This window comes from Microbacterium esteraromaticum (assembly GCF_016907315.1).
GTDB lineage: Bacteria > Actinomycetota > Actinomycetes > Actinomycetales > Microbacteriaceae > Microbacterium > Microbacterium esteraromaticum.
This window is the reverse complement of sequence record NZ_JAFBBS010000001.1, coordinates 1,111,625-1,135,567: the sequence shown is the minus strand read 5'-3', so window position 1 is coordinate 1,135,567 and position 23,943 is coordinate 1,111,625. Positions and strand designations below refer to the sequence as shown.

At 70.1% G+C, this 23,943-nt stretch carries 26 protein-coding genes; 12 read left to right on the top strand and 14 right to left on the bottom strand.

Features of this window, described 5'->3' with window-relative positions:
* Positions 1-8: 8 nt before the first annotated feature.
* From JOE67_RS05660 to kynA, 4 genes are read right to left on the bottom strand one after another with little or no spacing between them, the layout of a single operon-like run.
* Complete coding sequence (locus JOE67_RS05660) at positions 9-842, bottom strand: PaaX family transcriptional regulator (protein WP_204974526.1); 834 nt, start codon at positions 840-842, stop codon at positions 9-11.
* The gene (locus tag JOE67_RS05655) at positions 839-2,065 is read right to left on the bottom strand and encodes a kynureninase (RefSeq protein WP_204974525.1); all 1,227 of its coding nucleotides are present in this window, start codon (positions 2,063-2,065) and stop codon (positions 839-841) included. Before JOE67_RS05655 ends, JOE67_RS05660 begins: the two co-directional genes overlap by 4 nt.
* Position 2,066: 1 nt before the next feature.
* Positions 2,067-3,083 carry an amidohydrolase family protein gene (locus tag JOE67_RS05650; protein ID WP_204974524.1) on the bottom strand — a complete coding sequence of 339 codons (1,017 nt, stop codon included), beginning with the start codon at positions 3,081-3,083 and terminating at the stop codon, positions 2,067-2,069.
* Positions 3,084-3,938 carry a tryptophan 2,3-dioxygenase gene (kynA, locus tag JOE67_RS05645; RefSeq protein ID WP_204974523.1) on the bottom strand — a complete coding sequence of 285 codons (855 nt, stop codon included), beginning with the start codon at positions 3,936-3,938 and terminating at the stop codon, positions 3,084-3,086. It lies immediately after the preceding gene.
* Between the two features lie 92 nt (positions 3,939-4,030).
* On the opposite strand from kynA, the gene JOE67_RS05640 reads away from it, so the two are divergent.
* Complete coding sequence (locus JOE67_RS05640) at positions 4,031-5,527, top strand: glutamate-cysteine ligase family protein (RefSeq protein ID WP_204974522.1); 1,497 nt, start codon at positions 4,031-4,033, stop codon at positions 5,525-5,527.
* A gap of 111 nt (positions 5,528-5,638) precedes the next feature.
* On the opposite strand, the gene JOE67_RS05635 is transcribed toward JOE67_RS05640, so the two are convergent.
* The 3 genes from JOE67_RS05635 to JOE67_RS05625 form a co-directional block, all read right to left on the bottom strand.
* A complete protein-coding gene (locus JOE67_RS05635; protein WP_338041513.1) occupies positions 5,639-6,187 on the bottom strand; it encodes a cysteine hydrolase family protein in 549 nt (182 codons plus the stop codon).
* Positions 6,184-7,650 (bottom strand): purine-cytosine permease family protein, encoded by a 1,467-nt coding sequence (locus JOE67_RS05630; protein ID WP_420827636.1) that lies wholly within the window; start codon positions 7,648-7,650, stop codon positions 6,184-6,186. The genes JOE67_RS05635 and JOE67_RS05630 overlap by 4 nt, the downstream gene beginning before the upstream one ends.
* 69 nt (positions 7,651-7,719) lie before the next feature.
* Entirely contained in the window at positions 7,720-8,061 is a 342-nt protein-coding gene (locus tag JOE67_RS05625) for an ArsR/SmtB family transcription factor (protein WP_204974520.1), read from the bottom strand.
* Between the two features lie 83 nt (positions 8,062-8,144).
* Between JOE67_RS05625 and JOE67_RS05620 the strand changes: the two genes are divergently transcribed.
* Positions 8,145-9,443, top strand: a complete 1,299-nt coding sequence (locus JOE67_RS05620; protein ID WP_204974519.1) for an NAD(P)-binding domain-containing protein — start codon at positions 8,145-8,147, stop codon at positions 9,441-9,443.
* Positions 9,444-9,474: 31 nt separating this feature from the next.
* Positions 9,475-9,882, top strand: a complete 408-nt coding sequence (locus JOE67_RS05615) for an arsenate reductase ArsC (RefSeq protein ID WP_204974518.1) — start codon at positions 9,475-9,477, stop codon at positions 9,880-9,882.
* Positions 9,883-9,903: 21 nt separating this feature from the next.
* On the opposite strand, the gene JOE67_RS05610 is transcribed toward JOE67_RS05615, so the two are convergent.
* Positions 9,904-11,190 (bottom strand): M18 family aminopeptidase, encoded by a 1,287-nt coding sequence (locus tag JOE67_RS05610; RefSeq protein ID WP_204974517.1) that lies wholly within the window; start codon positions 11,188-11,190, stop codon positions 9,904-9,906.
* A 220-nt stretch (positions 11,191-11,410) separates the two neighbouring features.
* Between JOE67_RS05610 and JOE67_RS05605 the strand changes: the two genes are divergently transcribed.
* Positions 11,411-12,274: an EamA family transporter gene (locus JOE67_RS05605; protein WP_204974516.1), complete on the top strand. Its 864-nt coding sequence runs from the start codon at positions 11,411-11,413 to the stop codon at positions 12,272-12,274.
* Positions 12,275-12,436: 162 nt separating this feature from the next.
* On the opposite strand, the gene JOE67_RS05600 is transcribed toward JOE67_RS05605, so the two are convergent.
* Positions 12,437-13,180 (bottom strand): GntR family transcriptional regulator, encoded by a 744-nt coding sequence (locus tag JOE67_RS05600; RefSeq protein WP_338041512.1) that lies wholly within the window; start codon positions 13,178-13,180, stop codon positions 12,437-12,439.
* 171 nt (positions 13,181-13,351) lie between these two features.
* Here JOE67_RS05600 and phnD point away from each other — a divergent pair, with 171 nt between their 5' ends.
* From phnD to JOE67_RS05570, 6 genes are all read left to right on the top strand, one after another.
* Complete coding sequence (gene phnD, locus JOE67_RS05595; RefSeq protein WP_204974515.1) at positions 13,352-14,278, top strand: phosphate/phosphite/phosphonate ABC transporter substrate-binding protein; 927 nt, start codon at positions 13,352-13,354, stop codon at positions 14,276-14,278.
* Between the two features lie 153 nt (positions 14,279-14,431).
* Entirely contained in the window at positions 14,432-15,244 is an 813-nt protein-coding gene (gene phnC, locus JOE67_RS05590) for a phosphonate ABC transporter ATP-binding protein (protein WP_204974514.1), read from the top strand.
* Positions 15,241-16,989, top strand: coding sequence for a PhnE/PtxC family ABC transporter permease (locus JOE67_RS05585; RefSeq protein ID WP_204974513.1), 1,749 nt, complete (start codon positions 15,241-15,243; stop codon positions 16,987-16,989). Before phnC ends, JOE67_RS05585 begins: the two co-directional genes overlap by 4 nt.
* On the top strand, positions 16,986-18,143 hold the full coding sequence (locus JOE67_RS05580; protein ID WP_204974512.1) for a TIGR03364 family FAD-dependent oxidoreductase: 1,158 nt from the start codon (positions 16,986-16,988) through the stop codon (positions 18,141-18,143). Before JOE67_RS05585 ends, JOE67_RS05580 begins: the two co-directional genes overlap by 4 nt.
* Positions 18,140-18,844: a phosphonatase-like hydrolase gene (locus JOE67_RS05575; RefSeq protein WP_204974511.1), complete on the top strand. Its 705-nt coding sequence runs from the start codon at positions 18,140-18,142 to the stop codon at positions 18,842-18,844. Before JOE67_RS05580 ends, JOE67_RS05575 begins: the two co-directional genes overlap by 4 nt.
* A gap of 1 nt (position 18,845) precedes the next feature.
* The gene (locus tag JOE67_RS05570; protein WP_204974510.1) at positions 18,846-19,967 is read left to right on the top strand and encodes an alcohol dehydrogenase catalytic domain-containing protein; all 1,122 of its coding nucleotides are present in this window, start codon (positions 18,846-18,848) and stop codon (positions 19,965-19,967) included.
* A 5-nt stretch (positions 19,968-19,972) separates the two neighbouring features.
* Here JOE67_RS05570 and JOE67_RS05565 read toward each other — a convergent pair whose 3' ends face one another.
* The 4 genes from JOE67_RS05565 to JOE67_RS05550 all read right to left on the bottom strand — a co-directional run bounded on the left by JOE67_RS05565 (position 19,973) and on the right by JOE67_RS05550 (position 22,209).
* Positions 19,973-20,713 carry a YidC/Oxa1 family membrane protein insertase gene (locus JOE67_RS05565; protein WP_204974509.1) on the bottom strand — a complete coding sequence of 247 codons (741 nt, stop codon included), beginning with the start codon at positions 20,711-20,713 and terminating at the stop codon, positions 19,973-19,975.
* Between the two features lie 77 nt (positions 20,714-20,790).
* Positions 20,791-21,075: a DUF6412 domain-containing protein gene (locus tag JOE67_RS05560; protein ID WP_204974508.1), complete on the bottom strand. Its 285-nt coding sequence runs from the start codon at positions 21,073-21,075 to the stop codon at positions 20,791-20,793.
* 102 nt (positions 21,076-21,177) lie between these two features.
* A complete protein-coding gene (locus JOE67_RS05555) occupies positions 21,178-21,738 on the bottom strand; it encodes an FHA domain-containing protein (RefSeq protein WP_239528001.1) in 561 nt (186 codons plus the stop codon).
* Between the two features lie 57 nt (positions 21,739-21,795).
* The gene (locus tag JOE67_RS05550) at positions 21,796-22,209 is read right to left on the bottom strand and encodes a CBS domain-containing protein (RefSeq protein ID WP_204974507.1); all 414 of its coding nucleotides are present in this window, start codon (positions 22,207-22,209) and stop codon (positions 21,796-21,798) included.
* A 301-nt stretch (positions 22,210-22,510) separates the two neighbouring features.
* On the opposite strand from JOE67_RS05550, the gene JOE67_RS05545 reads away from it, so the two are divergent.
* Positions 22,511-23,188 (top strand): DUF6766 family protein, encoded by a 678-nt coding sequence (locus tag JOE67_RS05545; protein WP_204974506.1) that lies wholly within the window; start codon positions 22,511-22,513, stop codon positions 23,186-23,188.
* An 18-nt stretch (positions 23,189-23,206) separates the two neighbouring features.
* On the opposite strand, the gene JOE67_RS05540 is transcribed toward JOE67_RS05545, so the two are convergent.
* A complete protein-coding gene (locus tag JOE67_RS05540) occupies positions 23,207-23,512 on the bottom strand; it encodes a DUF7882 family protein (protein WP_204974505.1) in 306 nt (101 codons plus the stop codon).
* Between the two features lie 70 nt (positions 23,513-23,582).
* On the opposite strand from JOE67_RS05540, the gene JOE67_RS05535 reads away from it, so the two are divergent.
* Positions 23,583-23,906, top strand: a complete 324-nt coding sequence (locus JOE67_RS05535) for a DUF7882 family protein (protein ID WP_204974504.1) — start codon at positions 23,583-23,585, stop codon at positions 23,904-23,906.
* Positions 23,907-23,943 lie beyond the last annotated feature (37 nt).

Sequence of the window (23,943 nt, the reverse complement as noted above, 5' to 3'; positions counted from 1 at the left end):
CGATCCTGTCAGCTTCGACCGGCGACGCCGTGCACGTGCTCCCGTGCCCCCGGCCCCAGCGCGGCCGACAGCCGCTCGAACTCGCGCACGCTGCGCGCGCCCGGCCAGTCGGCAGGCAGCAGGGATGCCGGAAGGCCGGGGTCGATGTACGGCAGCACGCGCCAGCTGTCGATGAGCCGGACGTAGGCGGCGAAGGGCCGGCCGGGGTCGAGGTCGGCGACGGATGCGAGGAACCGCTCGTGCTCCGCGCGCAGCGCACGCAGGTCCCACCACCGCGCGGCCGCATCCGCGAGCGGCTCGGCGGGCATCGGATCGCTCGTGCGGAACAGGGTCGCGTACGCCCTGGCATCCAGCTCGTCGAGCAGCTGCTCGACCTCCTCGGTCAGGTGCGCCGGCAGGATCCAGAGCCCGGCCGTCACCGCACCGGCGCCGAGGAAGTGCAGGCGGCGGCGCAGCTGATGCCGCAGGTCGCGGCGCGTCTCGGGGATGGTCGCCGACACGAGCATCCACTCGTCTCCCGCTGCCATCGTGCGCACGGCGAAGATGCGGCGGTCGCCGCGTTCGAGCATCGGCAGCGCCGCCGGGTTGAGCTCGTACCCGGCCTCCGCCGTCGCCAGCAGCAGCCCGCGCTGCTTGAGCCGGGTGATCGCGGTGCGGGCACGCGCCGCGGGGATTCCCAGGTCTCCGGCCAGGCGCACGAGAGCAGCAGACGGGATGCGCCCGCCGAGCGGACGCAGGTACAGACCGATCAGCGTGCGCAGCAGCGAGGTGGTGCTGCCCGGTCGCGCCTCGATGTCGTCGAGCACCACCTCCGCTGCGGCGAGCGGCAAGGCGGGCGTCATGGCTGCAGCGCGTCGCGCACGGCGATGACGCCGCGCAGGGTCTCCTCGTGCGAGGTGCTCAGCGGCGACAGTCCGAGGCGGATGCCGTCGGGGAACCGGAAGTCGGGGATGACCCCGTCGGTCCACAGCTGCTTCGTGACCTCCTGGAACGAGTCGTGCCCGATCGTCACGTGACCGCCGCGGCGAGACGCCTCGCGGGGCGAGAGCAGCCGCACGCCGAGCGGCGCCAGGAGTGCGTCGTATGCCCGGATGGCGAACTCGGTGAGCGTGATCGACTTCGCCCGCACCGCGGTGACGCCCTCGGCCTCGATCAGGTCGAGCATGCCCTGCATCGCGAGCATCGACAGCACCGGCGGGGTTCCGCTGAGAAGCTGGCGGATGCCTCCGACCGGGGCGTACTCGGGCCCCATCGCGAAGATGTCGGCCGCGCCCCACCAGCCGTGGATCGGCTGGGTGACGGTGCCGTGGTGCTCGGCCCGGAGGTAGCCGAAGGCGGGCGAGCCGGGGCCGCCGTTCAGGTACTTGTAGGTGCACCCGACGGCCATGTCGACGCCCCATTCGTCGAGCTGCATCGGCACGACGCCCGCCGAGTGGCAGAGGTCCCAGAGCATGAGGGCGCCGGTGTCCTTGACCACCCTGGTGATCTCGGGCATGGCGGCGAGCGAGCCCGAGCGGTAGTCGACGTGGCTCAGCACCACGAGCGCGGTGCGCTCGGAAACCACCTCTCCGACCTGCTCGGCGGTGACGCCGCTGATGGGGTCCGGCTCGACCCAGCGCAGCGTCGCGCCGGTCTCGTTCGCGACGCCGGCCGCGATGAATCGGTCGGTCGGAAAGTTGCCCGCCTCGATCACGATCTCGTCGCGGCCGGGGCGTGCGGCGACGGCGGCACGCATGAGCTTGTAGAGCATCACGCTCGTCGAGTCGGCGACCACCGTCTGGCCCGCGGCGGCACCGAGGGTGATCGCGCCGATGCGGTCACCGAGCCGCATGGGCAGCTCCATCCACTGCTCGTCCCATGAGCGGATGAGACGCGTGCCCCAGTCGTCGCGGATGAACGCCGCAGCCTTCTCGGGCAGGTCGCGCAGCGGGCGACCCAGCGAATTGCCGTCGAGGTAGGCGGTGACGCCGGGGGCGTCGGCGAACTCGGCGAGGTGGTGAGCGAGCGGGTCGGCCTGGTCGAGCTTGCGGGCCTCAGCGAGCAGCTCGTCGGTGATGTCGGTCATGTCACGGCTCCGTGATGTCGTCGATGGTGAGACGGCGTGCCCGGTTCGGGTCGCCGTCGGGAAGCAGAAGCAGGGGTCCGCCGTCGAAGGGGTCGGCGGGGGAGAGGGATGCCAGCAGGTCGACGCCGTCGATGCCGGCGGCGCGCAGTGCGTCGACCTCGGTCTCGCGCAGGTCGACGGGGGTGGGGCCGTTGCCCATGTCGGTGCCGTAGAGCATCTCGCCGCCCGCCGCGACGAAGCGTCGCACGTTGTCGATGACCATCGCGAGCGCGTCGCCCTTATGGACGGCCATGGTCGATATCCACGACGCCGATGCCGCCTGGGCGGCGATCTCGGCATCGCTCAGCGGTTCGCTGAAGGGGGCGTGCGCCAGGCGGGTCGCGCCGAGCCGCACCGCGCGCTGCGCCTGCCCGGCGCCCTCGGCATGCGCGACGACCGGCAGGCGGCGCACGGCTGCCTGCTGGACGACGGCACGGAAGCTCTCGTCGTCGAGCACCGGGCCCGCATCGCTGTGCGCGACGACCTTGATCAGCGAGACCCCTGCTGCGGCGAGCTCGTCGACCGCGCGCGCCGCGTGCGCGGCATCCGGGATCTCCCGCACCGAACCCGCGGGGGCCCAGGCCCGGTCGGAGGGATACCCGCCAGGGGCGGTGAGGAACGGGCCTGCGTACTCGACGACCGGCCGGCGCAACTCCGGAGAAACCTGCCCGACGCGCCCGAAATCGGTCTCCGCGTCGTCATCAGGGCCCGAATCTCCGGAGTTGTGACGGGACACGTCGGCGATCCATTCCGGGTTCGCGCCCAGGTCGACCACGCGGCCGAGGCGCGAGCCGGCCAGCAGCGTGTGATCGACGAGCTGCAGATGCACGTGGTGGTCGGTGAACAGCCCGGTGATGACGCCGTCGAGGCGGGAAGTGCCGGGCCGGGCATCACCGTCTACGAGTACGGGCGCGCCGTCGCGCGGCAGGAGGATGCCCTCGCGCATGCCCTCGCCGTCGAAGAAGGTGACCCGTCGCATTCAGCGCCCGATCTCGGTGCGCACGCTGTAGAGCTCGGGGAAGAAGGTGAGGTCGAGAGCGCGCTGCAGGAAGCTCACGCCGCTCGACCCGCCGGTGCCGACCTTCATGCCGATCGTGCGGGTGACGGTGCGCAGGTGCCGGAACCGCCAGAACTGGAAGTTGTCCTCGACGTCGACGAGCTCCTCGCACGCCTCGTACAGATCCCAGTGCTCGTGCGGGTTCTCGTAGATCTCGCGGATGGCGTCGACGAGCTCGGGGTGCTCACGGTACGGCTCGCGCACGTCGCGCTCGAGCACCGCGGCGGGGATCGGCAGCCCGCGACGCGACGCGTAGCGCAGGAACTCGTCGTACAGGGTGGGGCGCTCCCACTCGGCGGTGAGCATCGCGAGGTTCTCGGGGTGGTCGCGGAAGACGCCGAGCATGCGCTCGTTCTTGTTGCCGAGGGCGAACTCGACCGCACGGTACTGCACCGACTGGAAGCCGGACGAGTTGCCGAGGGCGCCGCGGAACTCGGCGTACTCGGTGGGGGTGAGGGTGGCGAGCACCGACCACTGCTGGGTCAGCACCTCCTGGATGTGCTTGACGCGGGCGATGTGCTTGAGAGCAGAGCGCAGGTCGTCGCCGGCGAGACGGTCGCGCGCGGTGCCCAGCTCGTGCTGCACGAGCTTGAGCCAGAGCTCGGTCGTCTGGTGCTGGATGATGAACAGCATCTCGTCGTGATGCTCGGGCTGAGACACCGGATGCTGGGAGCTGAGCAGCCGGTCGAGATCGAGGTAGGAGCCGTACGTCATCCGGTCCTTGAGATCGGTGACGATGCCTTCTTCGAGGGTGCGTTCGTTGTCGCCGGTGGCCATGCCTGCGAATGTATCAGTATTGTGTCGGTCGTCACAATCGTGAAATGGCACGCGGGTGGACGCGGGATCGGCACCTCGGGTACGTTCTGCGCATGGGAGACAGTGTCGCCGTTCAGAGCTTCTCGCGGCAGGATCGCACCCTGTTCCGCAGCAAGGTGCGCAGGTGCCTCGACGCCCTCGCCACGATGCTCGCCGACGGGCAGTTCGATGTGTCGGAGCCGCAGCTCGGACTCGAGATCGAGCTGAACCTCGTCAACGACAGGTTCGAGCCGGCGATGTCGAACGAGAAGGTGCTCGAGGCGATCGCGAGCCCCGCATTCCAGACCGAGCTCGGGCAGTTCAACGTCGAGATCAACGTGGCGCCTCGCCCCATCACGACGGGCAACATCCACGAACTCGAGAAGGTGCTGCGGGCCGCCCTCAACGCCGCCGACGATCGCGCGCACGACGTCGGCTGCGGGCTGGCGATGATCGGCATGCTGCCAACCCTCGACGAGCACCACTTCACCGAGGAGTGGCTCTCGAAGGACCCCCGCTACAGCCTGCTCGGCCAGCAGGTGCTCGCCGCCCGCGGCGAAGACATCGAGCTGCGACTCGACGGTCACGCGCTGAGCGACGGCGGCCGCCGCGAGACCCTCGACATCGTGTGCGACACGATCCTGCCCGAGGCGGCCTGCACGTCGGTGCAGCTGCACCTGCAGGTGCCTCCGGAGGAGTTCGCGTCGTACTGGAACTCCGCGCAGGCGATCGCCGGCGTGCAGGTTGCGCTCGCAGCGAACTCGCCGTTCTTCGCGGGCCGGGCGCTGTGGCACGAGACCCGCATCCCGATGTTCGAGCAGGCCACCGACACGCGCTCGCAGGAGCTCAAGAACCAGGGCGTGCGCCCCCGGGTGTGGTTCGGCGAACGATGGATCACGTCGATCTTCGACCTGTTCGAAGAGAATTCGCGGTACTTCCCGGCCCTGCTGCCGGTCTCGAGCGACGAGGACCCGTTCGAGGTGCTGGCCCGAGGCGGCATCCCCACGCTGTCGGAGCTGCGGATGCACAACGGCACGGTGTACCGCTGGAACCGGCCGATCTACGACACGCAGGACGGCGGCTACCACCTGCGCCTCGAGAACCGGGTGCTGCCTGCGGGACCGAGCATCGCCGACGTACTGGCCGACGCCGCGTTCTACTACGGTCTCGTCCGCTCGCTCGCGGAGGCCGACCGTCCGCTGTGGACGCAGATGACCTTCGATGCGGCGGAGGAGAACCTGCACTCCGCCGCCCGCGACGGCATCGAGTCTCGGCTGTACTGGCCCGGCGTCGGCTGGGTCGGGCCGCGCGAGCTGGTGCTGCGGCGCCTGCTGCCGCTGGCCGCCGGGGGGCTGGATGCCTATGGCGCGACGTCCGAGGTGCGCGACCGCTACCTCGGCATCATCGAGCAGCGCTGCCTGACCGGACGCAACGGCGCCACCTGGCAGCGGGCGCACGTCGCGGCTCGCGAGGCGGCGGGTGAGTCGCGCTCGCAGGCTCTGCACGGCATGCTCGGCGAGTACCTCGAGCGGATGCACTCCGGCGAGCCGGTGCACACCTGGGAGCCGTGACCCTGGCCTCGGCGATGCCGAATGCGCCGCATCTCGTCGAGTGCACCGGCTGCCGGCGCTGACACGTGGTGCGCTCGGTGCGATGCGGTGATCTCGCGATGGGCCGGCGGCTCAGGCCAGGATCTCGTCGGTCGTCTGCAGAGTGATCTGCGGCGGGTAGAGGCCCATCACGTGCAGCGCGGCCGCGTGGTTATCGGCGGTCGACCCCGCGCAGGCGTCGGTCGCGACGGTGATCCTGGCCCCGGCATCCGCCCCTGCCAGTGCGGTCGAGAGCACGCAGCAGTCGGTCGAAACGCCGGCGAGCACCACGTGCGCGCCCCGGCCGACGATCGCCTCGAGCTCACCGCCCCACTTGCCGAACGTCGGCAGGTCGAGGGTCGGATGCGGTGACAGCGCGGTCGCCTCGGGAACGAGGTCGAAGAGGGCATCCGTCGGCGGCTGATCGGCGAAGGGCCACGCGGCGAAGTACTCGCCCCACGAGGTCGAGCGGTCTGCCGTCGGCATCCATCTCGTCACCAGCACGCGCTCGCCGAAGCGATCGGCGAGACGCCGGATGCCCTGCATCGCCTCGTCGAAGAACGGCGATCCCCACGCCGAGTCCCGCGAGGCGAAGATGTTCTGCGGGTCGACGACGACCAGCCACCCTTCCGTGTGGCTCACGCGCCCGATTCCTGACGCCGGATTCGCCCCGCGCGCGCGAACCACGTGATGACGAACGACAGCACCAGGGCGAGGAAGACGCCGAGGTTCGCGTATGCCCACTCGCCGTCCTTTCCGCCGATGAGCGGCAGCAGGTAGCCCTGCCAGTTGTTCCAGGGGGCGTCATCTGCGAACAGGTTGATGACGAGGCCCCAGCCGATGATCGAGGCGACGATCATGGTGCCGATCGAGATCCAGTCCCAGGCGCCGTAGCGACCCTTCGGGTCGAACAGGGCGGCCTCGTCGTAGTCGCGACGCCGGCGCAGGATGTCGGCGATCAGGATGCCGGCCCACGAGGCGAGCGGCACGCCGAGCGTGATGAGGAACGACTGGAACGGGCCGAGGAAGCCCTGGTCGCCGAACACGACGAGGATCGTCACGACGGTGAGGATGAGACCGTCGATGCCGGCGGCGGCGGGCCGGGGGATGCGGATGCCGAGGCTGAGCAGCGTGAGGCCGGAGGAGTAGATGCCGAGCACGGCGCCCGAGACGAGGGCGAGCACGGCGGTGAGCAAGAACGGCACGAGCACCCAGAGCGGCAGGATTGAGGCGAGGGCACCGATCGGGTCAGCGGCGACGGCGGCCCTGAGGTCGGGGTCGGAGCCGGCGAGAAGAACGCCGAAAACGACCAGGATGACCGGGGCGATGGCGCCGCCGAACGTGTTCCAGAACACGATCGCGCCGTCGGATGCCGTGCGCTTCTGGTACCGCGACCAGTCGGCGGCGATGTTGATCCAGCCCAGCCCGAATCCGGTCATGACCATCACCAGTGCGCCGATGACCTGCCCGGCGCTGCCCTTCGGCTGCGAGAGCACGGCCGCGAGGTCGATGCTCCGGGCGGCGAGGATGATGTAGAGGATCGTGACGACGCCGGTCACCCAGGTGAGCACCGACTGCAGCTTCATGATCGTGTGGTAGCCGAGCACCGAGGCGGTGACGATGAGGGCCGCGACGATCACCGTGGCGATGATCTTGAGGGTGACGCTGTCTCCGTCGCCGCCGAGCCGCGTGATCACGGTTGCCGTCGCGAGCACCGCCATGATCGCCAGGAACGTCTCCCATCCGATCGAGGTCAGCCACGACACGATGCCTGGCACCTTCTGCCCGTGCACGCCGAACGCGGCACGAGAGAGCACCATGGTCGGCGTCGATGCGCGCTTGCCGGCGATCGCGATCAGGCCGCAGAGCAGGAACGATACGACGATGCCGATGATCGACACGACCGTGGCCTGATAGAACGAGATGCCGAAGTCGAGCACGAACGAGCCGTACGACATGCCGAAGACCGACACGTTCGCGGCGAACCAGGGCCAGAACAGGTCGCGCGGCCTGGCGGTGCGCTGCGACTCGGGGATGATCTCGATGCCGGTGCGCTCGATCAGCGTGGAGTTCGGCGACGGGCGCTGCGATTCAGAAATGGACACGATGCCTCCGAGATGACGGGATGTGCTCATCCTGGCACCACCCTCGCCTCGAGGGCAGCAGGATCGCTGTCAGAGCGGACGCAGGGCGTCGGCGGCGGCAGACAGGGCGTCGTGGTTCACGGCGAAGTAGGCCCATCGTCCTCGCTGCTCGCGCGTGACGAGTCCGGCTTCGGCGAGCAGCTTCATGTGGTGCGAGACGGTCGCCTGCGAGAGGCCCACAGGCTCGGTGAGGTCGCAGATGCATGCCTCGCCGCCTTCGCTGCGGGCGATGAGCGACAGCAGCGAGACGCGGGTGGGGTCGCCGAGAGCCTTGAAGACGCGGGCGAGTCTGTCGGCCTGCTCGGGCGCGAGCGGCGACGTGACCCGCGGCGCGCAGCACGCGGTCGGCTCGATGGTCACGGGCAGGCTCATGCCGACATCCTCTCACGTATTGACAAACTTCGATAGGTGCGGCACCGTTCTCGTATTGACGTTCTTCGATCTGAGGAGATGCGATGTCGGAACTGCCCGTGGTCATCGTCGGCGCCGGCCCGCAGGGCCTGGCCGCTGCGGCCCACCTGGCCGAGCGCGGCGTAGACGCCGTCGTCGTCGAGAGCGGGGTGAGCGCAGGTGCCGCCGTCGCGGAGTGGGGACATGTGCGGCTCTTCTCCGCCTGGCCGGAGCTCATCGACGTCGCGGCACGTCGCCTGCTCGAGGCGACGGGATGGAGTGCTCCTGACCGCGGGTACCCGACGGGCGAGGAGTGGGTGAGCCGGTACCTGCAGCCGCTGGCGGATGCCCTGGGCGACCGCATACGGTACGGCGTGACGGTGACGGGCATCGCCCGTCGCGGACGCGACAAGGTCGTCGACAGCGGGCGGAAGGGCCAGCCGTTCGTCGTGCACACGACGGACCGGCACGGACGCGACGAGCGCATCCTCGCCCGCGCGGTGATCGACGCGAGCGGCACGTGGGGCCAGCCGAACCCTGCCGGCGCCGACGGGTTCCCTGCGGTCGGCGAGACCGCCGCATCCGACCGCATCTCGTACCGAATCCCCGACGATGTCTCGTCGCTCGCGGGATCCCACGTCGTGGTCGTCGGCGCCGGACACTCCGCGACGCACACGGTGCTGCGACTGAGCGAGCTCGCCCGTCGGCACGACGGCACGCGGATCACCTGGCTGCTGCGCCGCGGCAGCACGGCCAACCTCTTCGGAGGGGGCGACCGCGACGAGCTCGCAGAGCGCGCGGTGCTCGGCTCACGCGCTCGCAAGGTGATCGAGGCGGGCACCGTCGAGGTGGTCACGGGGTTCCGGGTCGCCGAGATCCGACCGGAGGATGCCGGCCTGACGATCGTGGCCGAGACGGGACGCGAGATCGGCGGCGTGGATCACATCTTCGCTCTCACCGGGCTCCGCCCCGACATGGGCATCCTCCGCGAGCTGCGGATCGACCTCGACGCCTCGCTCGACGCCGTTGCCGGGATCGCCTCCGAGATCGACCCGAACATCCACTCCTGCGGATCGGTGTCTGCGACCGGCGCGCGTCAGCTCGCGCAGCCGGAGCAGGACTTCTTCATCGTCGGCGCCAAGTCCTACGGCCGGGCGCCGACGTTCCTCGCGCTGACCGGCTTCGAACAGGTGCGCAGCGTCGTCGCGCACCTCGCCGGAGACGTCGCGGCGGCCGAGCGAAAGGAGCTCGTACTGCCCGACACCGGGGTCTGCGGCGGTGCAGGGGACTTCGGCGAAGAGGCGGGCGGATGCTGTGGCGCAGCCCCCTCCCTCATCCAGCTCGGTGCCCGTCCGGTCGCCTAAGCTGACCCCACCCCCACCCTCAGGAGCTCTCATGGCAGACAGCGCGTCCAAGCCCTCCGTCCTGTTCGTGTGCGTGCACAACGCAGGCCGGTCTCAGATGGCCGCAGGATTCCTGCGCGACATCGCCGGCGACCGCATCGAGGTGCGCTCGGCCGGGTCGATGCCCGCCGACCAGATCAACCCGATCGCCGTCGAGGCGATGGGCGAGCTCGGGATCGACATCACGTCCGAGCAGCCGAAGGTGCTCACGACCGAGGCGGTGCAGGCGTCGGATGTCGTGATCACCATGGGCTGCGGCGACGCCTGCCCCTTCTTCCCGGGCAAGCGCTACGAGGACTGGAAGCTCGACGACCCTGCCGGTCAGGGGATCGACGCGGTGCGGCCGATCCGCGACGAGATCCGCTCGCGCATCGAGAAGCTCGTCGGCGAACTCGTCTGAGTGCGGCCGGGCCTCCCGCGCTCAGCCGGCGAAGAAGGCCCGTGCCACGCGCGACAGATCGTAGAGATCGCTCACACCCGCGAGTTCGCGTGCGGAGTGCATCGACAGGATCGGGATGCCCACGTCGACCGTCCTGATGCCGAGCCGCGTCGCCGTGATCGGGCCGATCGTCGACCCGCAGGGCACGGCGTTGTTCGACACGAACTCCTGTGAGCGCACTCCCGCGGTCTCGCACCAGCCCGCCCACGCGGCCGCGCCGACGGCGTCGGTGGCGTAGCGCTGGTTGGCGTTGATCTTGAGGATCGGGCCCGAGCCGAGCAGCGGCTGCACGACCGGGTCGTGCCGGTGCGCGTAGTTCGGGTGCACCGAGTGACCGACGTCGCTCGAGAGGTGCCACGACGACGCGAAGGCGCGGCGCTGCGTGGTGGCGTCGGCGCCGAGCGACGCGTACACGCGCACGAGCACGTCTTCGAGGAAGGGCCCTGCGGCTCCCGAGCGCGACTCCGAGCCGAGCTCTTCGTGGTCGAAGGCGGCGAGCACCGGGATCACTGCCGAATCCGCAGAGTCCGCGGCGTCGATCAGGGCGACGAGGCCCGCATGCACCGAGGCGAGGTCGTCGAGGCGACCCGATGCGAAGAACGCGTCGTCCTTGCCGAAGACGGCGCCGCGAGCGGCATCCGCCACCACCGCGTCGAAACCGCGGATGTCGGCGGCGTCCACTCCGGCCGAGGCCGCCAGCTCCGCGAGGATGTCGGCCGACTCGGCATCGCCGAGTCCCCACACCGGCTGGGTGCCGGTCTGCTTGTCGAGCGCGAGACCGTCGTTCGCTCCCCGGTCGAGGTGGATCGCGAGCTGCGGCAGACGCAGCAGCGGGCCGGTCGCGGCGAGCACGACGCGTCCGTCGGCGAGGGCGAGGCGCCCGGCGAGACGCAGCTCGCGGTCGAGCCACGAGTTCAGCAGCGGTCCGCCGTAGACCTCGACGGCAGCCTGCAGCCAGCCGCGCGAGCCGGTGGTCGGCTGGGGCTTGAGCTTGAAGCCGGGGGAGTCGGTGTGCGCGCCCAGCACATGCACGGGGGTCGTGGCCGCGGCATCCGCCGGAACGACCCACGCGATCGCGGCACCGTCGCGCACGACGACGAAACGCCCGCCGGCCTGCTCGGGCCACTCGGCCGTCTCGTCGAGGCGGGTGAAACCGACCTCCTCGAGACGGCGGGCGACCTCTTCGGCGGCGTGGTAGCTCGACGGCGACGCGGCGACGAAGTCTGCGAGATCAGCGGCATGCGTGTGGGCGGCGGAGACGGCAGGCATGCCTCCGAGCCTAATCGGCCGCCCTCGGCTCGGTCGCCCTCGGCTCGGTCGCCCGACCGGAGCGGTTAGGGTGGTACTCGACAGCGCCTAGGGTTCCGGGGCATCCGCCCGCCTGGTCCGAGCGGCGCCACGGATTCGCCACGCGGCGGACCGTCATCTGAACGGACAAAAGCCTGGAGGACCCGTTCGTCGCGCCTGCGGCGAGCAGAAGGGTCTACGGATGTCCGTCATCGCCATCGTCCTCGCTCTCGGCGCCGCTGTCGCGCACGCCGCGTGGAACATCATCGCGCACAACGTGAGCCGCGCCGGTGTGCCGTTCCTCTGGTGGGGTGCTGTGGCGAGCACCGTGCTGTGGATCGGGGTGATCCCGTTCACCGGCGGTCTCGGCACCGACGATCTGGCCGGCTTCGCGCTCGGTGTCGGCGTCTCCGCGGTGCTGCACGTGCTGTACATGTCGGTGCTGCAGCGCGGGTACCAGCTCGGGAACCTGTCGACCGTCTACGCGACCGCCCGAGGCAGCGGGCCCTTTCTCGCGGTGATCGTCGCGATGCTGCTGCTCGGCGAGCGGCCGTCGGCTGCGGCGCTGGTCGGCGTCGGCCTGGTGATCGTGGGTGTCGTCGCCGTGGGGTTCGTCGACCGGCCGCCCGCGGGCACCCGCCGCGGGATCGACCCTGCGGTGCTGTTCGGTCTGCTCACGGGAGTGATGATCGCGACCTACACGATCTGGGATGCCCACGCCGTGCGCGAATGGAGCCTGTCGCCGGTCGCGTTCATGGTCGGCACGACGCTCGCGCAGGTGCCGTTCTACACCCTCGCCGTGAGCAGGAGGTGGGCCGCGGTGCGCGAGCTGGGACGGCGGGAATGGCGGCGCATCCTCGTCTTCGGCGTGCTCTCGCCGCTGTCGTACATCCTCGTCCTGCAGGCCATCACGCTCGCGCCCGTGGCGCTGATCGCGCCGCTGCGCGAGGTGAGCGTGGTGCTCGTGAGCCTGTTCGGCGCGTTCGTGCTGCGCGAATCGCGGCCTGCCTGGCGGGTCGCGGCGTCGGTCGCGGTGGTCGCGGGAGTGGTGCTGATCGCGCTCTGACTCCGGATGCGGTGATCGCCGCCGTCGCTCCCTCTCTGCGCCCCCGAACCCGAAGCCTGGGAACAGGAGAACGCGCGAATACAGGACGATCTGCGCAGAAGCATCCTGTTCTGGAGGGATCGCCTGTTCTGGATGCAGCGGTCAGCCGCCGTCGGTACGTCGTCAGCCGCCGACGGCGCGCAGGTACTGGCCGTCGGCAGAGATGCCCGACCCCGCGACGGTGAACCGGACGACATCGCCGAGGTAGCGGTCCTGCGACGCCTCGAAGATGCGTCCCTCGGCGTCGCGCGAGATGCGGCTCAGTCGCAGCAGCGGTGTGCCCAGCGGCACGCGCAGCAGCGCCGCGTCCCTCTCATCGGCCGCCATCGCGTCGATTTCGTGCTGCACCGAGACGATCGGATGCCCCTGCTCGCCCAGGTAATCGGTGATCGACACCGCGTCGGTGTCGATCTGGAACAGCAGTCGCCCGACATCCTCGGTGTAGTTGAGGCGCTCGACCATGGTCGGCCGGCCGTCCAGCATCCGCAGCCGCAGCACGCTCACCACCTGGTCGTCGGGGGAGATGCCGAACAGCTCCGCCAGGTCTGCTGCGCGGCGCAGCGCGACCTCCTGGGTCTGCGCACCGGGCTCGACACCCAGATCGCGTGCCCATCGCGTGAAGGGCACCGACATGTCGACGGGCTGCGTCGCCTTCTTCGAGACGACGCGCGCCGGGCGTCCGCGCGTGGTCTCGACCAGCCCCTCCGCCCGCAGCGCGGCGAGGGCGTTGCGGATCGGGCCGCGCGACGTCTGCCAGCGCTCGGCGAGCTCGGCCTCGGTCGGCACGTCGTCGCCGGGGCGCAGCTGACCCGAGGCGATGCGCTCGCGCAGGTCGTGGGCGATGTCGATGTACACAGCTCGGGACACATAGGCATATTACTTGCGCAGGTGTGATGACCTCGCCTCGTTTCGCGGATGTTCACTCGGGGAAATCCTTGGTGAACGAGCGGGGAACAGTGCCGAGATAGGTACATTTCTCGGCATCCGGCCTGTCAGAGTCTCTGTCGGACACGTTCCCGACATCCCTGAAAGGTCCTCATGAAGCTTCGTGCTCTCCCCGCCCTCGCCGGTGCCGCCCTGCTGGCGCTCGGCCTCGCCGCGTGCTCCGGCCCTGCCGACGCGGCGCCAGGCAGCGATGCACCCGTCGACAAGGCTGGCGGCTACGCGGTCGACGAGAACACCCTCGTCTTCGGCGTCGTCCCCGATTCGGTCGACACCGAGACCAACTACCAGCCGCTGATGGACTACATCGCCACGAAGACCGGCAAAGAGGTCGAGTACCACGAGTCGACCGACTACGCGGCCCTGATCGAGGCGGCCATCGCCGGCAAGGTCGACGTCGCCTCGTTCTCGGGCTTCACCTACGTCACCGCCACCAACAACGGCGCGAAGCTCACCCCGATCTCGTCGATCGTCACGAAGGAGGGTCAGGAGCCGGGCTACTACTCCCAGGCCATCGCCCCGAAGGGCTCCGACGTCGAGAGCATCGAGGACTTCGCGGGCAAGAAGGTCTGCTTCGTCGACCCGTCGTCGACCTCGGGCTACCTGTTCCCCTCGTACAACCTGCTCGACGCGGGCATCGACCCCGAGAAGGGCATCACGCCGGTGTTCGCGGGCAAGCACGACGTCAGCGTCACGAAGACCGGTGAGGGCAAGGAGTGCGAGGTGGGCTTCGCGGAAGACAGCGAGGTCGCCAAGTCCGACAAGGTCAAGGTCGTCGCCGAGACCATGGTCCCCGGTGCGCCGCTCGTCTACTCGAACACGCTGCCCGACGAGGTGATCAGCGTGCTGACCGACTCGCTCGCCGAGGTCACCATCGACGACATCATCGACGCCGGCGTCGACAGCGCCGACTCCGACGCGTTCCGCTCGGTGTTCTACGCCACGAAGCCGGTCGACGACAAGTACTACGACCTCATCCGCGACATCTGCAAGAAGACCAACGCGACCCAGTGCCAGGGCTGATCGCCTGACCGACGAGCGCAGCGGCGAAGCCCCCGCCGCGCCCGTCGGAACGGTCATCGAGCTACGCGGCGAAGCCGCGGAGTCGAGACGTGGGGCGCTGCGAGACACGCAGCGCCCCACCACCCGCATCCGGACTCGAAGAGAGACGAAGCCATGAACCCCGAACCCGTCGTCCGCATCGAATCGCTCACCAAGCGCTTCGACTCGACCACAGCACTGTCCGGCGTCGACCTGACCGTCGGCCGAGGCGAGATCGTCGTGCTGCTCGGCCTCTCCGGCTCGGGCAAGTCGACGCTGCTGCGCCACATCGATGCGCTCGAGACCCCCACCAGCGGCAGCATCAGCGTGCTCGGCGAGAACGTGCCCGCTCTGCGCGGCCGGGCGCTGCGGAGCCTGCGCAGTCGCGTCGGCTTCATCTTCCAGCAGTTCGAGCTGGTCGGCTCGCTCTCGGTGCTCGAGAACGTGCTCGCGGGTTCTCTCGCCGGGCTGCGGGGTCCGCGCCTCGGACTGTTCAGCTATTCCCGTGCGCACAAGCTGCGCGCACTCGGCCATCTCGACCGCGTCGGCCTGCTCGATCGTGCCTACCAGCGCGCCGACACGCTCTCGGGCGGCCAGCAGCAGCGGGTGGCGATCGCCCGCGCGCTGATGCAGAACCCCGAGGTGCTGCTGGCCGACGAGCCCGTCGCCTCGCTCGACCCCGAGTCGAGCTCGCAGGTCATGTCGCTGATCCGCGAGATCGCCGCCGATGACGGCCTGACCGTGCTCTGCAGCCTGCATCAGGTCGACCTCGCGATCGACTGGGCCGACCGCATCGTGGGCCTTCGCCACGGCGAGGTGGTGCTCGACACCACCACCACCGGTCTCGACAAGGCACAGGTGATGGAGATCTACGGGCGCGTCGCCACCAGCACCGCCGAGATCGCGGCGCTCGAGACCGGCCTGCTCGTCGCGGAGCCCGTGGCATGAGCTCTGTTCTCGACCGGCCCGGCGGGCCGTCGGCGACTCCGGATGCCGGGAGCGAGACCGCGGCCTCCGGCCTGCAGGCCCGCGCCCCGCGCCGCCCGATCAGCCCCGAGCGCATCTGCGCCTCGCTGACGCTCGCCGCGATCGCGGTCATCGCCGTGATGTCGCTGATCGACCTCAACATCAGCCTCGCGAGCATCGGCGACAGCCTCGGCAACGCGCAGAACTTCTTCGCGCGCGTCGGCGGGCTCCGCTTTCCCGAAGCGGGTGAGCTCATCGAGCTCACCGTGCTCACCGTCGGCCTGGTGCTCACCGGCACGCTGCTCGCCGCGGCGCTCTCGGTGCCGATCGCCTATCTCGCGGCGTCGAACACGACCCCGCACCCCACGCTGCGCGGCATCGCCCGCTTCATCGGCGTGCTCACCCGCGCGCTTCCCGACGTCGTGCTCGCGATGGTGTTCGTTCTCATGTTCTCGCTCGGCACGCTGCCGGGCATCCTGGCCATCGGCATCCACTCCATCGGCATGATCTCGAAGATGTTCGCCGACGCGATCGAGCAGATCGACGAGGGGCCCCGACTCGCGATCCGGGCGGCAGGTGGTTCACGGTCGCAGGAGTTCTTCGCGGGCGTGCTGCCTCAGGTGCTGCCCAGCTGGGTCGCGACCGTGCTGCACCGCAATGACATCAACCTGCGCGGCTCGGTCGTGCTCGGCTACGTCGGCGTCGCGGGCCTGGGACTGGAGATGTCGCACGCCTTCAAGTCGCTGAACTACGGCCTCGGTCTCGGCTACGCCCTCGTCATCTTCCTGCTGTGCGTCGCGATGGAGATGATCTCGAGCGCCGTGCGCGTGGCGATGCTGGGAGAGAAAGAAGCAGGGAGGGGCGCCTTCGTCCGGCTGTTCTCGCGCGGCAGGGCCGAGAGCGGCGCGCCGGCGGTCACGCAGAAGTACGCGACGGTGGAGCAGGCGCTGCGCCGCCCGTGGACCGCGCAGCGCGTGCGCAACACGATCGCCGGCTGCATCGCCGTGCTCGTCGTCATCGGCTCGGTCGTGGTCAGCGAGATCGTGTGGGAGGACCTCCTCACGTTCTGGTCCAGGGTGCCCGAGGTCGCCGCGCAGTTCTGGCCGCCGGACTTCGGCAGCTACGGCTTCGAGGTGATCGGCGCCGCGATGCTCGACACCATCCGCATCGCGCTGGCCGCCACCCTCATCACCCTCGTGCTCTCACTCGTCATCGGTTCGCTCGCAGCGCGCAACGTCGCTCCGAATCGCGTCACCCACGGCGGCTTCCGGCTGCTGCTGGTGATCATCCGGGGCATCCCCGAGCTGATCCTCGCCATCGTGCTCATCATCATCACCGGCCTCGGCCCGCAAGCAGGAACCATCGCGCTCGCGATCGGCGGCATCGGCCTGCTCGGCAAGCTCATCGCCGACTCGTTCGAAGAGGTGCCGCGCGGCCCCGAGCGCGCGCTGCTCGCCACGGGCGCCAGCCGCATGCAGATGTACGCGGCGGCGACCTTTCCCCAGGGTTCGCGCGCTCTCATCGGCCACACGTTCTACATGCTCGACACGAACGTGCGTGCGGCGACGCTGCTCGGCATCGTGGGCGGCGGCGGCGTCGGGTACTACCTGCTGAACGCCGGTCAGGGCTCGAACTACCCTCTGGTCGCGAGCATCGTGATCATGATCCTGGTCACCGTGCTCGTCGTCGAAGGGCTCGCGATGTGGATGCGGAAGGTGTTCCGTTGAGCGCCCCTCGGGCCGATGTCGTCGTCGTCGGATCGGGCATCGTGGGCCTGGGCGCGGCCTACGCGGCGGTGCGCCGCGGACTGAGCGTGATCGTCGTCGAGCGCACCGATGCGCCTGTCGGCTCGACCGTGCGCAACTTCGGGCATCTCTGCATCGGCGCGCAGACCGGTGAGGCGCGCGAGTACGCCGACCTGGCCCGCGAGCACTGGCTGCGTCTCGCGGCGGACGCAGGCTTCTGGCTGCGCGAATCGGGCACCCTCATCGCCGCCAGGCACGACGACGAGCTCGCCGTGCTCGACGCGGCCACGCGCGACGGACGGGATGACATCCGGCTGCTCGACGCCGACGAGGTGCTGCGCCGCGCTCCGCTGCGCCGCGAGCCGCTCCGCGGCGGTGCGCTGATAGCGCCCGATCTCCAGGTGAACCCGCGTGAGGCGGCCGGCGCGATCGTCAGGCATCTGGCATCCCTGGGCGTCGATTTCCGCTTCCGCACCGCGGTGACCGGTGTGGCGACCGGCCGCGTCAGCACGACGCGAGGCTCGATCGAGGCTGGTCACATCATCGTGGCGGTCAACCACGACATCGACCAGCTGATGCCCGAGGTCGCCGAGCAGACCGGGGTCGTCCGGTGCGCGCTCGACATGATGCGCGTCGTCGCCGACCTGCCCGGGCGGCTCGACGCCCCGCTGCTGACCGGCTGGTCGCTGGCGCGCTACGGCCGGTTCGCCGCCCTCGCCGAGACAGATGCGCTGCGCCGGCGACTGCACGCGCAGCGCCCCGACCTCGCCGCGCTCGACCTGAACCAGATGTACACGCAGCTGCCGGACGGGTCGCTGATCCTCGGCGATTCGCACGCCAGGGCCGTGCAGCCGGGTCCTTTCCAGCCCGAGGCCGCGTTCGACGCGTTCGTCGACGAGGCCGTCGCGCTGTTCCGGGCCGACGGCGTGCGCGTGCTCGAGCGCTGGCAGGGCGTGTACGCCTCGGGCCCGCGGGAGTTCCTGCGCGAGACCCCCGTCGCTGGCGTCACCGCGATCGCCGCGACGACAGGCATCGGCATGACCTGCGGCCTCGGCCTCGCCGAATCGGCGATCGTCGCGGCTCTCACCCCGACCAAGACCACCCCATCCACGCTCAGCACGGAGGCACCCACATGACAAGCATCGAACTCGTCGTCCTCGACATGGCAGGCACGACCGTGCTCGACGACGGCGTCGTCGAGCAGGCGTTCCAGCGAGCGGCCGAGCGAACCGGCGTCGCCGACCGGATGCCGTGGGACGACGCTCTGCACTACGTGCGCGACACCATGGGCCAGTCGAAGATCGAGGTGTTCACCCACCTCTCGGGCGGTGATCGCGCAGCCGCCGAGCAGGCCACCGCGGCTTTCGAGGGCGCGTACGACGAGATCGTCGCCGAGCAGGGCGCCGACGAGATCCCCGGCGCCCGCGCCGCGATCGAGCAGCTCAGGGCCGACGGCATCCGGGTCGCCCTCACCACCGGCTTCGCGCCGGTCACCCGCGACGCGCTGCTGGATGCACTCGGCTGGCGCGACCTGGTCGACGTCGCGCTGTCACCGGTCGACGCCGGTCGCGGCAGACCGCACCCCGACCTCGTGCTGACCGCGCTGATGCGCACGGGCACCTCGTCGGTGCAGGCCGTCGCGGTCGCCGGCGACACGGTCAGCGACGTGCGCTCTGGCCTGCGGGCGGGGGCTGGCTTCGTCGGCGGGGTGCTCACCGGAGCGCACGACGAGACGGCGATCCTCGCCGCCGGGGCGCACGCGGCGCTGCCGAGTGTCGTCGACCTGCGCGCCGCGCTCGCCGAGCGCGACCTGCTCACCCGCGTCGCGGCGCACTGACATGCGTCCGCTTCTGGCGGCAGCACCGTCGCTGTCGCGCCGTCCCGAATCCGGGGGCGGCACCCGCTCCGATGTCGTGCTGCGGCCCTCCGCCGTCGCCATGGCGTTCGTGGGTGAAGGGCATCCGCACGAGACCATCGCCGTGCCCGGCGTCGCCCTGGCACCCGACGACGTGCTCGTCGCGATCGAGCTGTCGACCATCTGCGGCTCCGACGTGCACACCGTGCTCGGGCGCCGGTCGGCGCCGGTGCCGCTCGTGCTGGGTCACGAGAGCGTCGGACGGGTCATCGCGCTGGGGGAGGCGGGCGCGGATGCGGAAGACGGCACCCCGCTGCGCATCGGCGACCGTGTCGTCTGGTCGGTCACCGTCTCGTGCGGCGAGTGCGACCGCTGCACGGCAGGCGTCACGCAGAAGTGCCGCCGGCTGGGAAAGTACGGCCACGAGCGCGTCGCCCCGCACCGCGAGCTGACCGGTGGCTTCGCGAGTCACGCGCAGCTGCGCCACGGCACGGCGATCGTGCGCGTGCCGGAGGCCCTTCCGGCCGCAGCGCTCGCCCCTGCGTCGTGCGCGACGGCGACCGCCTGCGCGGCCGTGCGCCGTGGTGCGCGAGGGCGTGACCTCGACGGTGTGCGCGTGCGGGTGTACGGCGCCGGGCTGGTCGGGCTGTCGGCGGTCGCGATGGCCGCCGCCGAAGGCGCGATCGTCGATGTGGTCGATCCGAATGCCGACCGGCTGCGGCTGGCCACCCGCTTCGGCGCCGAACCGGATGCCCTCTCCTCCGAGCCCGAGATCGCGATAGAGGCGTCGGGCCACGCCGTCTCCGCCGCGATCGCCGACGTCGCCGTCGGGGGGACGGTCGTCCTCGTCGGCAGCGTGTTCCCTGCAGAGCCCGTGCCGCTCGACGCGGAGTCGATCGTGCGGCGCATGGTCACGATCGCCGGCGTGCACAACTACACCGGTCATGAGCTGGCCGACGCCGTCTCGTTCCTGGCCGGCCGTGGCCGGGCATTCCCGTTCGCCGAGATGGTGGGCACTGTGCACCCGCTGGCCGATCTCGACCAGGCGATAGCGCTCGCGGCAGCACCGGGCGCACCGCCGCGCATAGGCGTCGCCGCCCGCTGAAGCGCTCATGCGGCGGGCAGCGGGTACCTCCGCCGCAGCGCCCATCGCTGCACGAGGGTCCAGGTCACAGTGACCACGAGATACAGCGCCGCCGCGAGGGGAACGAACACCGCGAAGACGGCCGTCAGGTAGTGCAGTGCGTTCATCACGCCGAGCATGCCGGGGGCCGCGAGGGGACCGTCGTCGGGCACCTGCGGGCGGAACACGCGGCGGGTGATGTCGGCGACGATCGTGATCACCACCAGCACCACCGCCCAGACGAGTGCGGTCGGCGCATCGAGGCCGCCGCCGATCGCGCTGATCAGCGACGACCCCAGCGGTGCACCGAGCAGGTCGTGTGCGAGCAGCTCGTTCGGGTGCCCGGCGATCTCAGGGCGAAGGAACAGCGTGTAGAGGATGCCGACGACCGCCGCCTGCACCGCAAGCGGGAGGCACCCGGCGAGGGGCGAGGCCTGCTCGTCGCGGTACAGCGCGAGGGTCTCGCGCTGCAGCCGCTCGCGGTCGCCGCCGTGCCTCTGCTGCAGCGTGCGCAGTCGCGGGGCGAGCCGGGCGCGCAGCTGCTCGGCCCTCGCCTGCGAGACGCCCACGGGGATGAGGGCCGCCCGCACGGCGAGCGTGACGATCACGACGGCAAGAGCGGCGGATGCGGAGCGGCCGACCGGTTCGAGGAGTGCGGAGAGGGCGAGAAGGGCGGAGTACGCGGAGTCGAGAAGAAGGGTCAGCGGAGGGAAGGCGAAGATGTCCATGGATTGTCCGTTCGCAGAAGGAGTGGGTCGGCCGGTGGCCGCAGGACCCGTCCCTCAGCGGAGGACGCGAAGACAGGTCAGGCGGCGGGCGCGACGCCAGGCGCTCGCGGACGCGGGTGACCTGCGGCATCCGGATCGCTCTGCGCGAGCAGCGTGGACACATCAATGGCGCGACGCGGGTGCGGCGCCGACCGGATGCCGAAACGGGGCATCAGCACGGCGAGCGCGATCACGAGCACGGTCGCCGCGACGAGGATCGCGGCGATGCCGAGCACGCCACCCGCTGTGAGCGCATCGGGAAGGGGGACGGCGCCGAGCGCGACGAGCAGCGCGTGCAGCAGCATCCGGATCGCGTCGATCATCACCCCTCCTCTCCGCCCGACGCTATCACCGCCCGCATCGCCCCGGCACACGAAGGGCGAGCGATCACTGCGGATCGCTCGCCCCTCGCACCCTCCGGGGGCTCAGCCGTCCTTCACCTCGAGGCCGCTGCCGCTCTCGTCGTCGGCGCGCTCGTCGCGGTAGTCGGGACGCATGGGCTGCGGCGGCTGGTCGTCGAGCTCGCCGCCCTCGCGGCCGCCGAACGGACGGCCGTGGTCTGCGTACTCCTCGCGCCCGAAGACGAGATTCCACCCAGCCACGGTGAAGTGGGCGCCGGTGCGCAGGATCTCGCTGCGGTCGCCCGCCTCACCCGGCGTCGGGTTCGCGTTCATCTCGCCGGCACCGTGCAGGGTCAGCACGTACTCATCGCGCTCGTCGTGCACGATCGTCGCGTGCACGGCATCGGCATCGGGGATGCGCAGCGAGCAGTCCGCGCCTGACCCGACCGTCACGCGGTCCTCGCGGAGCGGGAACACGGTGCGGTCGCCCTCAGGGCTGGTGATGCGGAGATGCGGGTCACCCGCACCCCACTCGGCGTGGGTCGTCGTGGGCTGCTCGCCGTCGGACTCCTCGAGCTGGTCGAGCTGATCGTCGATCTCGGGAGCGCTGTGGGCCGGCGATGCGCCGGCGGTGTGCTCGGACATATGTCCTCCTCTTCCGGGGTTGTCAGGGCTGTCGTGCGGATGCTGGTGTCGCGCTCCTCAGCGCGAGATGACCTCGACGGTCTCGCCTGTCGTCGACGGCTCGAGGTGGCGGGCGATGTCGGCCTGGCTGATCATGCCGACCAGCCGGTGCTCGTCGAGAACCGGCACACGGCGGATGCGGTGCTCTCGCATGAGGGCCAGCACACGCTCGATGTCATCGTCGGGCGCGGCCATCACGGGTACCCCGTTGGCCAGACGACCCGCGTTCGTGGTCTCGGGATCGAGGCCGGAGGCGATGGCCTTCACGACGATGTCGCGATCGGTCAGCATCCCCTTCAGCCGTCCGTCCTCACCGCAGATGGGAAGAGCGCCGACGTCGAGCTCGCGCATCCTCTCCGCGGCGATCGAGAGTGCGTCGTTCTCGCCGATGCATTGCGCGTTCGGCGTCATGATGTCTCGCGTCTGGGTCATCGTCCCGTTCCTCTCGCTTCGTCTTCTTCACCTGTCTCGATCTACCTCGACGGTAGACAGCGCCTCCCACCCGGCTAATGGGGTTGACAGGTGGTCGCCCGCTCGTCAACCCGGTTCTGCCGCGCGGGTTCGGCGGCCAGCATCCGGAGTGGGGTTGGCCTCACTCGAAGGAGGAGCACATGTCACAGCAGCAGCCAGGGCGCAGCAGTCTCGGCCCGAAGGTGATGTTCTGGATGTGGATGGGCACGATCGTCGTCGGATTCTCGATCATGCTCGCGGTCGTGGGAAGCGGGCGATGAGCATGAAGAGATTCGTTCGCGACAACGGCCTCAGCCTCTTCTTCTTCGCGATCTTCCTGCTGGCGCTGCTCGGGCAGTCGGTGGCAGGCCTGCTTCGCACCAACCAGGAGCTCGCAGAGCACGGCCGGCCGCTCGAGACCTACTGGTCTTTCGTGTTCTCGAGCGACTTCGTGGTCGACGTCGCCGAGAACTGGCAGAGCGAGTTCCTGCAGTTCCTGCTCTTCATCGCGGCGACCGTGTGGCTCGTCCAGCGGGGCTCACCCGAGTCGAAGAAGCCGGGCGACGAGGGCGTCGACAGCGACGAGAACCAGAAGGTCGGCGCGTACGCCCCCGCGAACGGTCCGCGTTGGGCGCGGGTCACCGGGTGGCGTCGAACCGTGTACGAGAACTCGCTCGTGCTCGTGATGGGCGCGATCTTCTTCATGTCGTGGTTAGTGCAGTCGCTGAGCGGCGTGGTGGTGATGAACGAGGAGAACGCGCAGCACGGTGAGCCGGCCATCACCTGGGCGCAGTACATCGTCTCGCCGGAGTTCTGGGACCGCACCCTGCAGAACTGGCAGAGCGAGTTCCTCGCGGTGGGCTCGATGGTCGCGTTCTCGATCTTCCTGCGCCAGCGAGGCTCGTCGGAGTCGAAGCCCGTCGGCCTGCCGCATGCGGTGTCGGCGCAGGAGTCGGAGTGACCGCGGCCCGCGTGCGCCTCAGTCGGAGAGGTTCTCAGGCAGCAGCCGGATGCCCCCGGTGGTGTTCGCCGAGTTCGCGAGCGCAGTGATCCATTCGCTGCTGAGCTCAGGGGGCTCTGGTTCTCCGAAGACGAACTGCAGCGGGATCGAGGGGTGCAGCCAGATGGTCGTGCGTCCCGTCGGGTCGGACGGCGGGTGCTGCCACGACAGGGTGAAGGATTCGTTGCGTCGCAGCTTCATCGCGATCACGACCTTCAGATGGGCGAGCGCACGGTCCTCGATCTCGATGGGAACCGAGTTGCCGCCGTAGAAGAGCATTCCCATCTGACTAAGCTAGCCGGAGGGGATGGGGCACGCCATAAGCAGTTCAGGATGTCTGGAGAGGTGCACTTCGTTGGGAAAGTTCGTTTATGAGGGCTCGGTGAAGACCGAGATCGAGGACCGCGCCCTGACGCACCTGCAGCTCGTGATGACCGCGAAGCTGCGCCGGGGGGAGCCGTTCCCGTTCAGCTGGCGCGAAGACGCCAGCGTCGGCGGCGGGCGCACGACCGTCTGGGTGCAGCCCAGCAGCTCGCTGGTGTTCAAGTACTTCGGGAGTCGTCAGCCGGCGATCAACCGCGCCTGGATCGAGGCGCTCGCCTACACCGCCAACACGCCGACCGGCCTGCACATGGTTCCGGAGCCGCCGGACGACCCGAACGCGGGCGCCGAGGGCTGATCGCCCGGAGGATGCACGGGGGTGACGCCACGGTCAA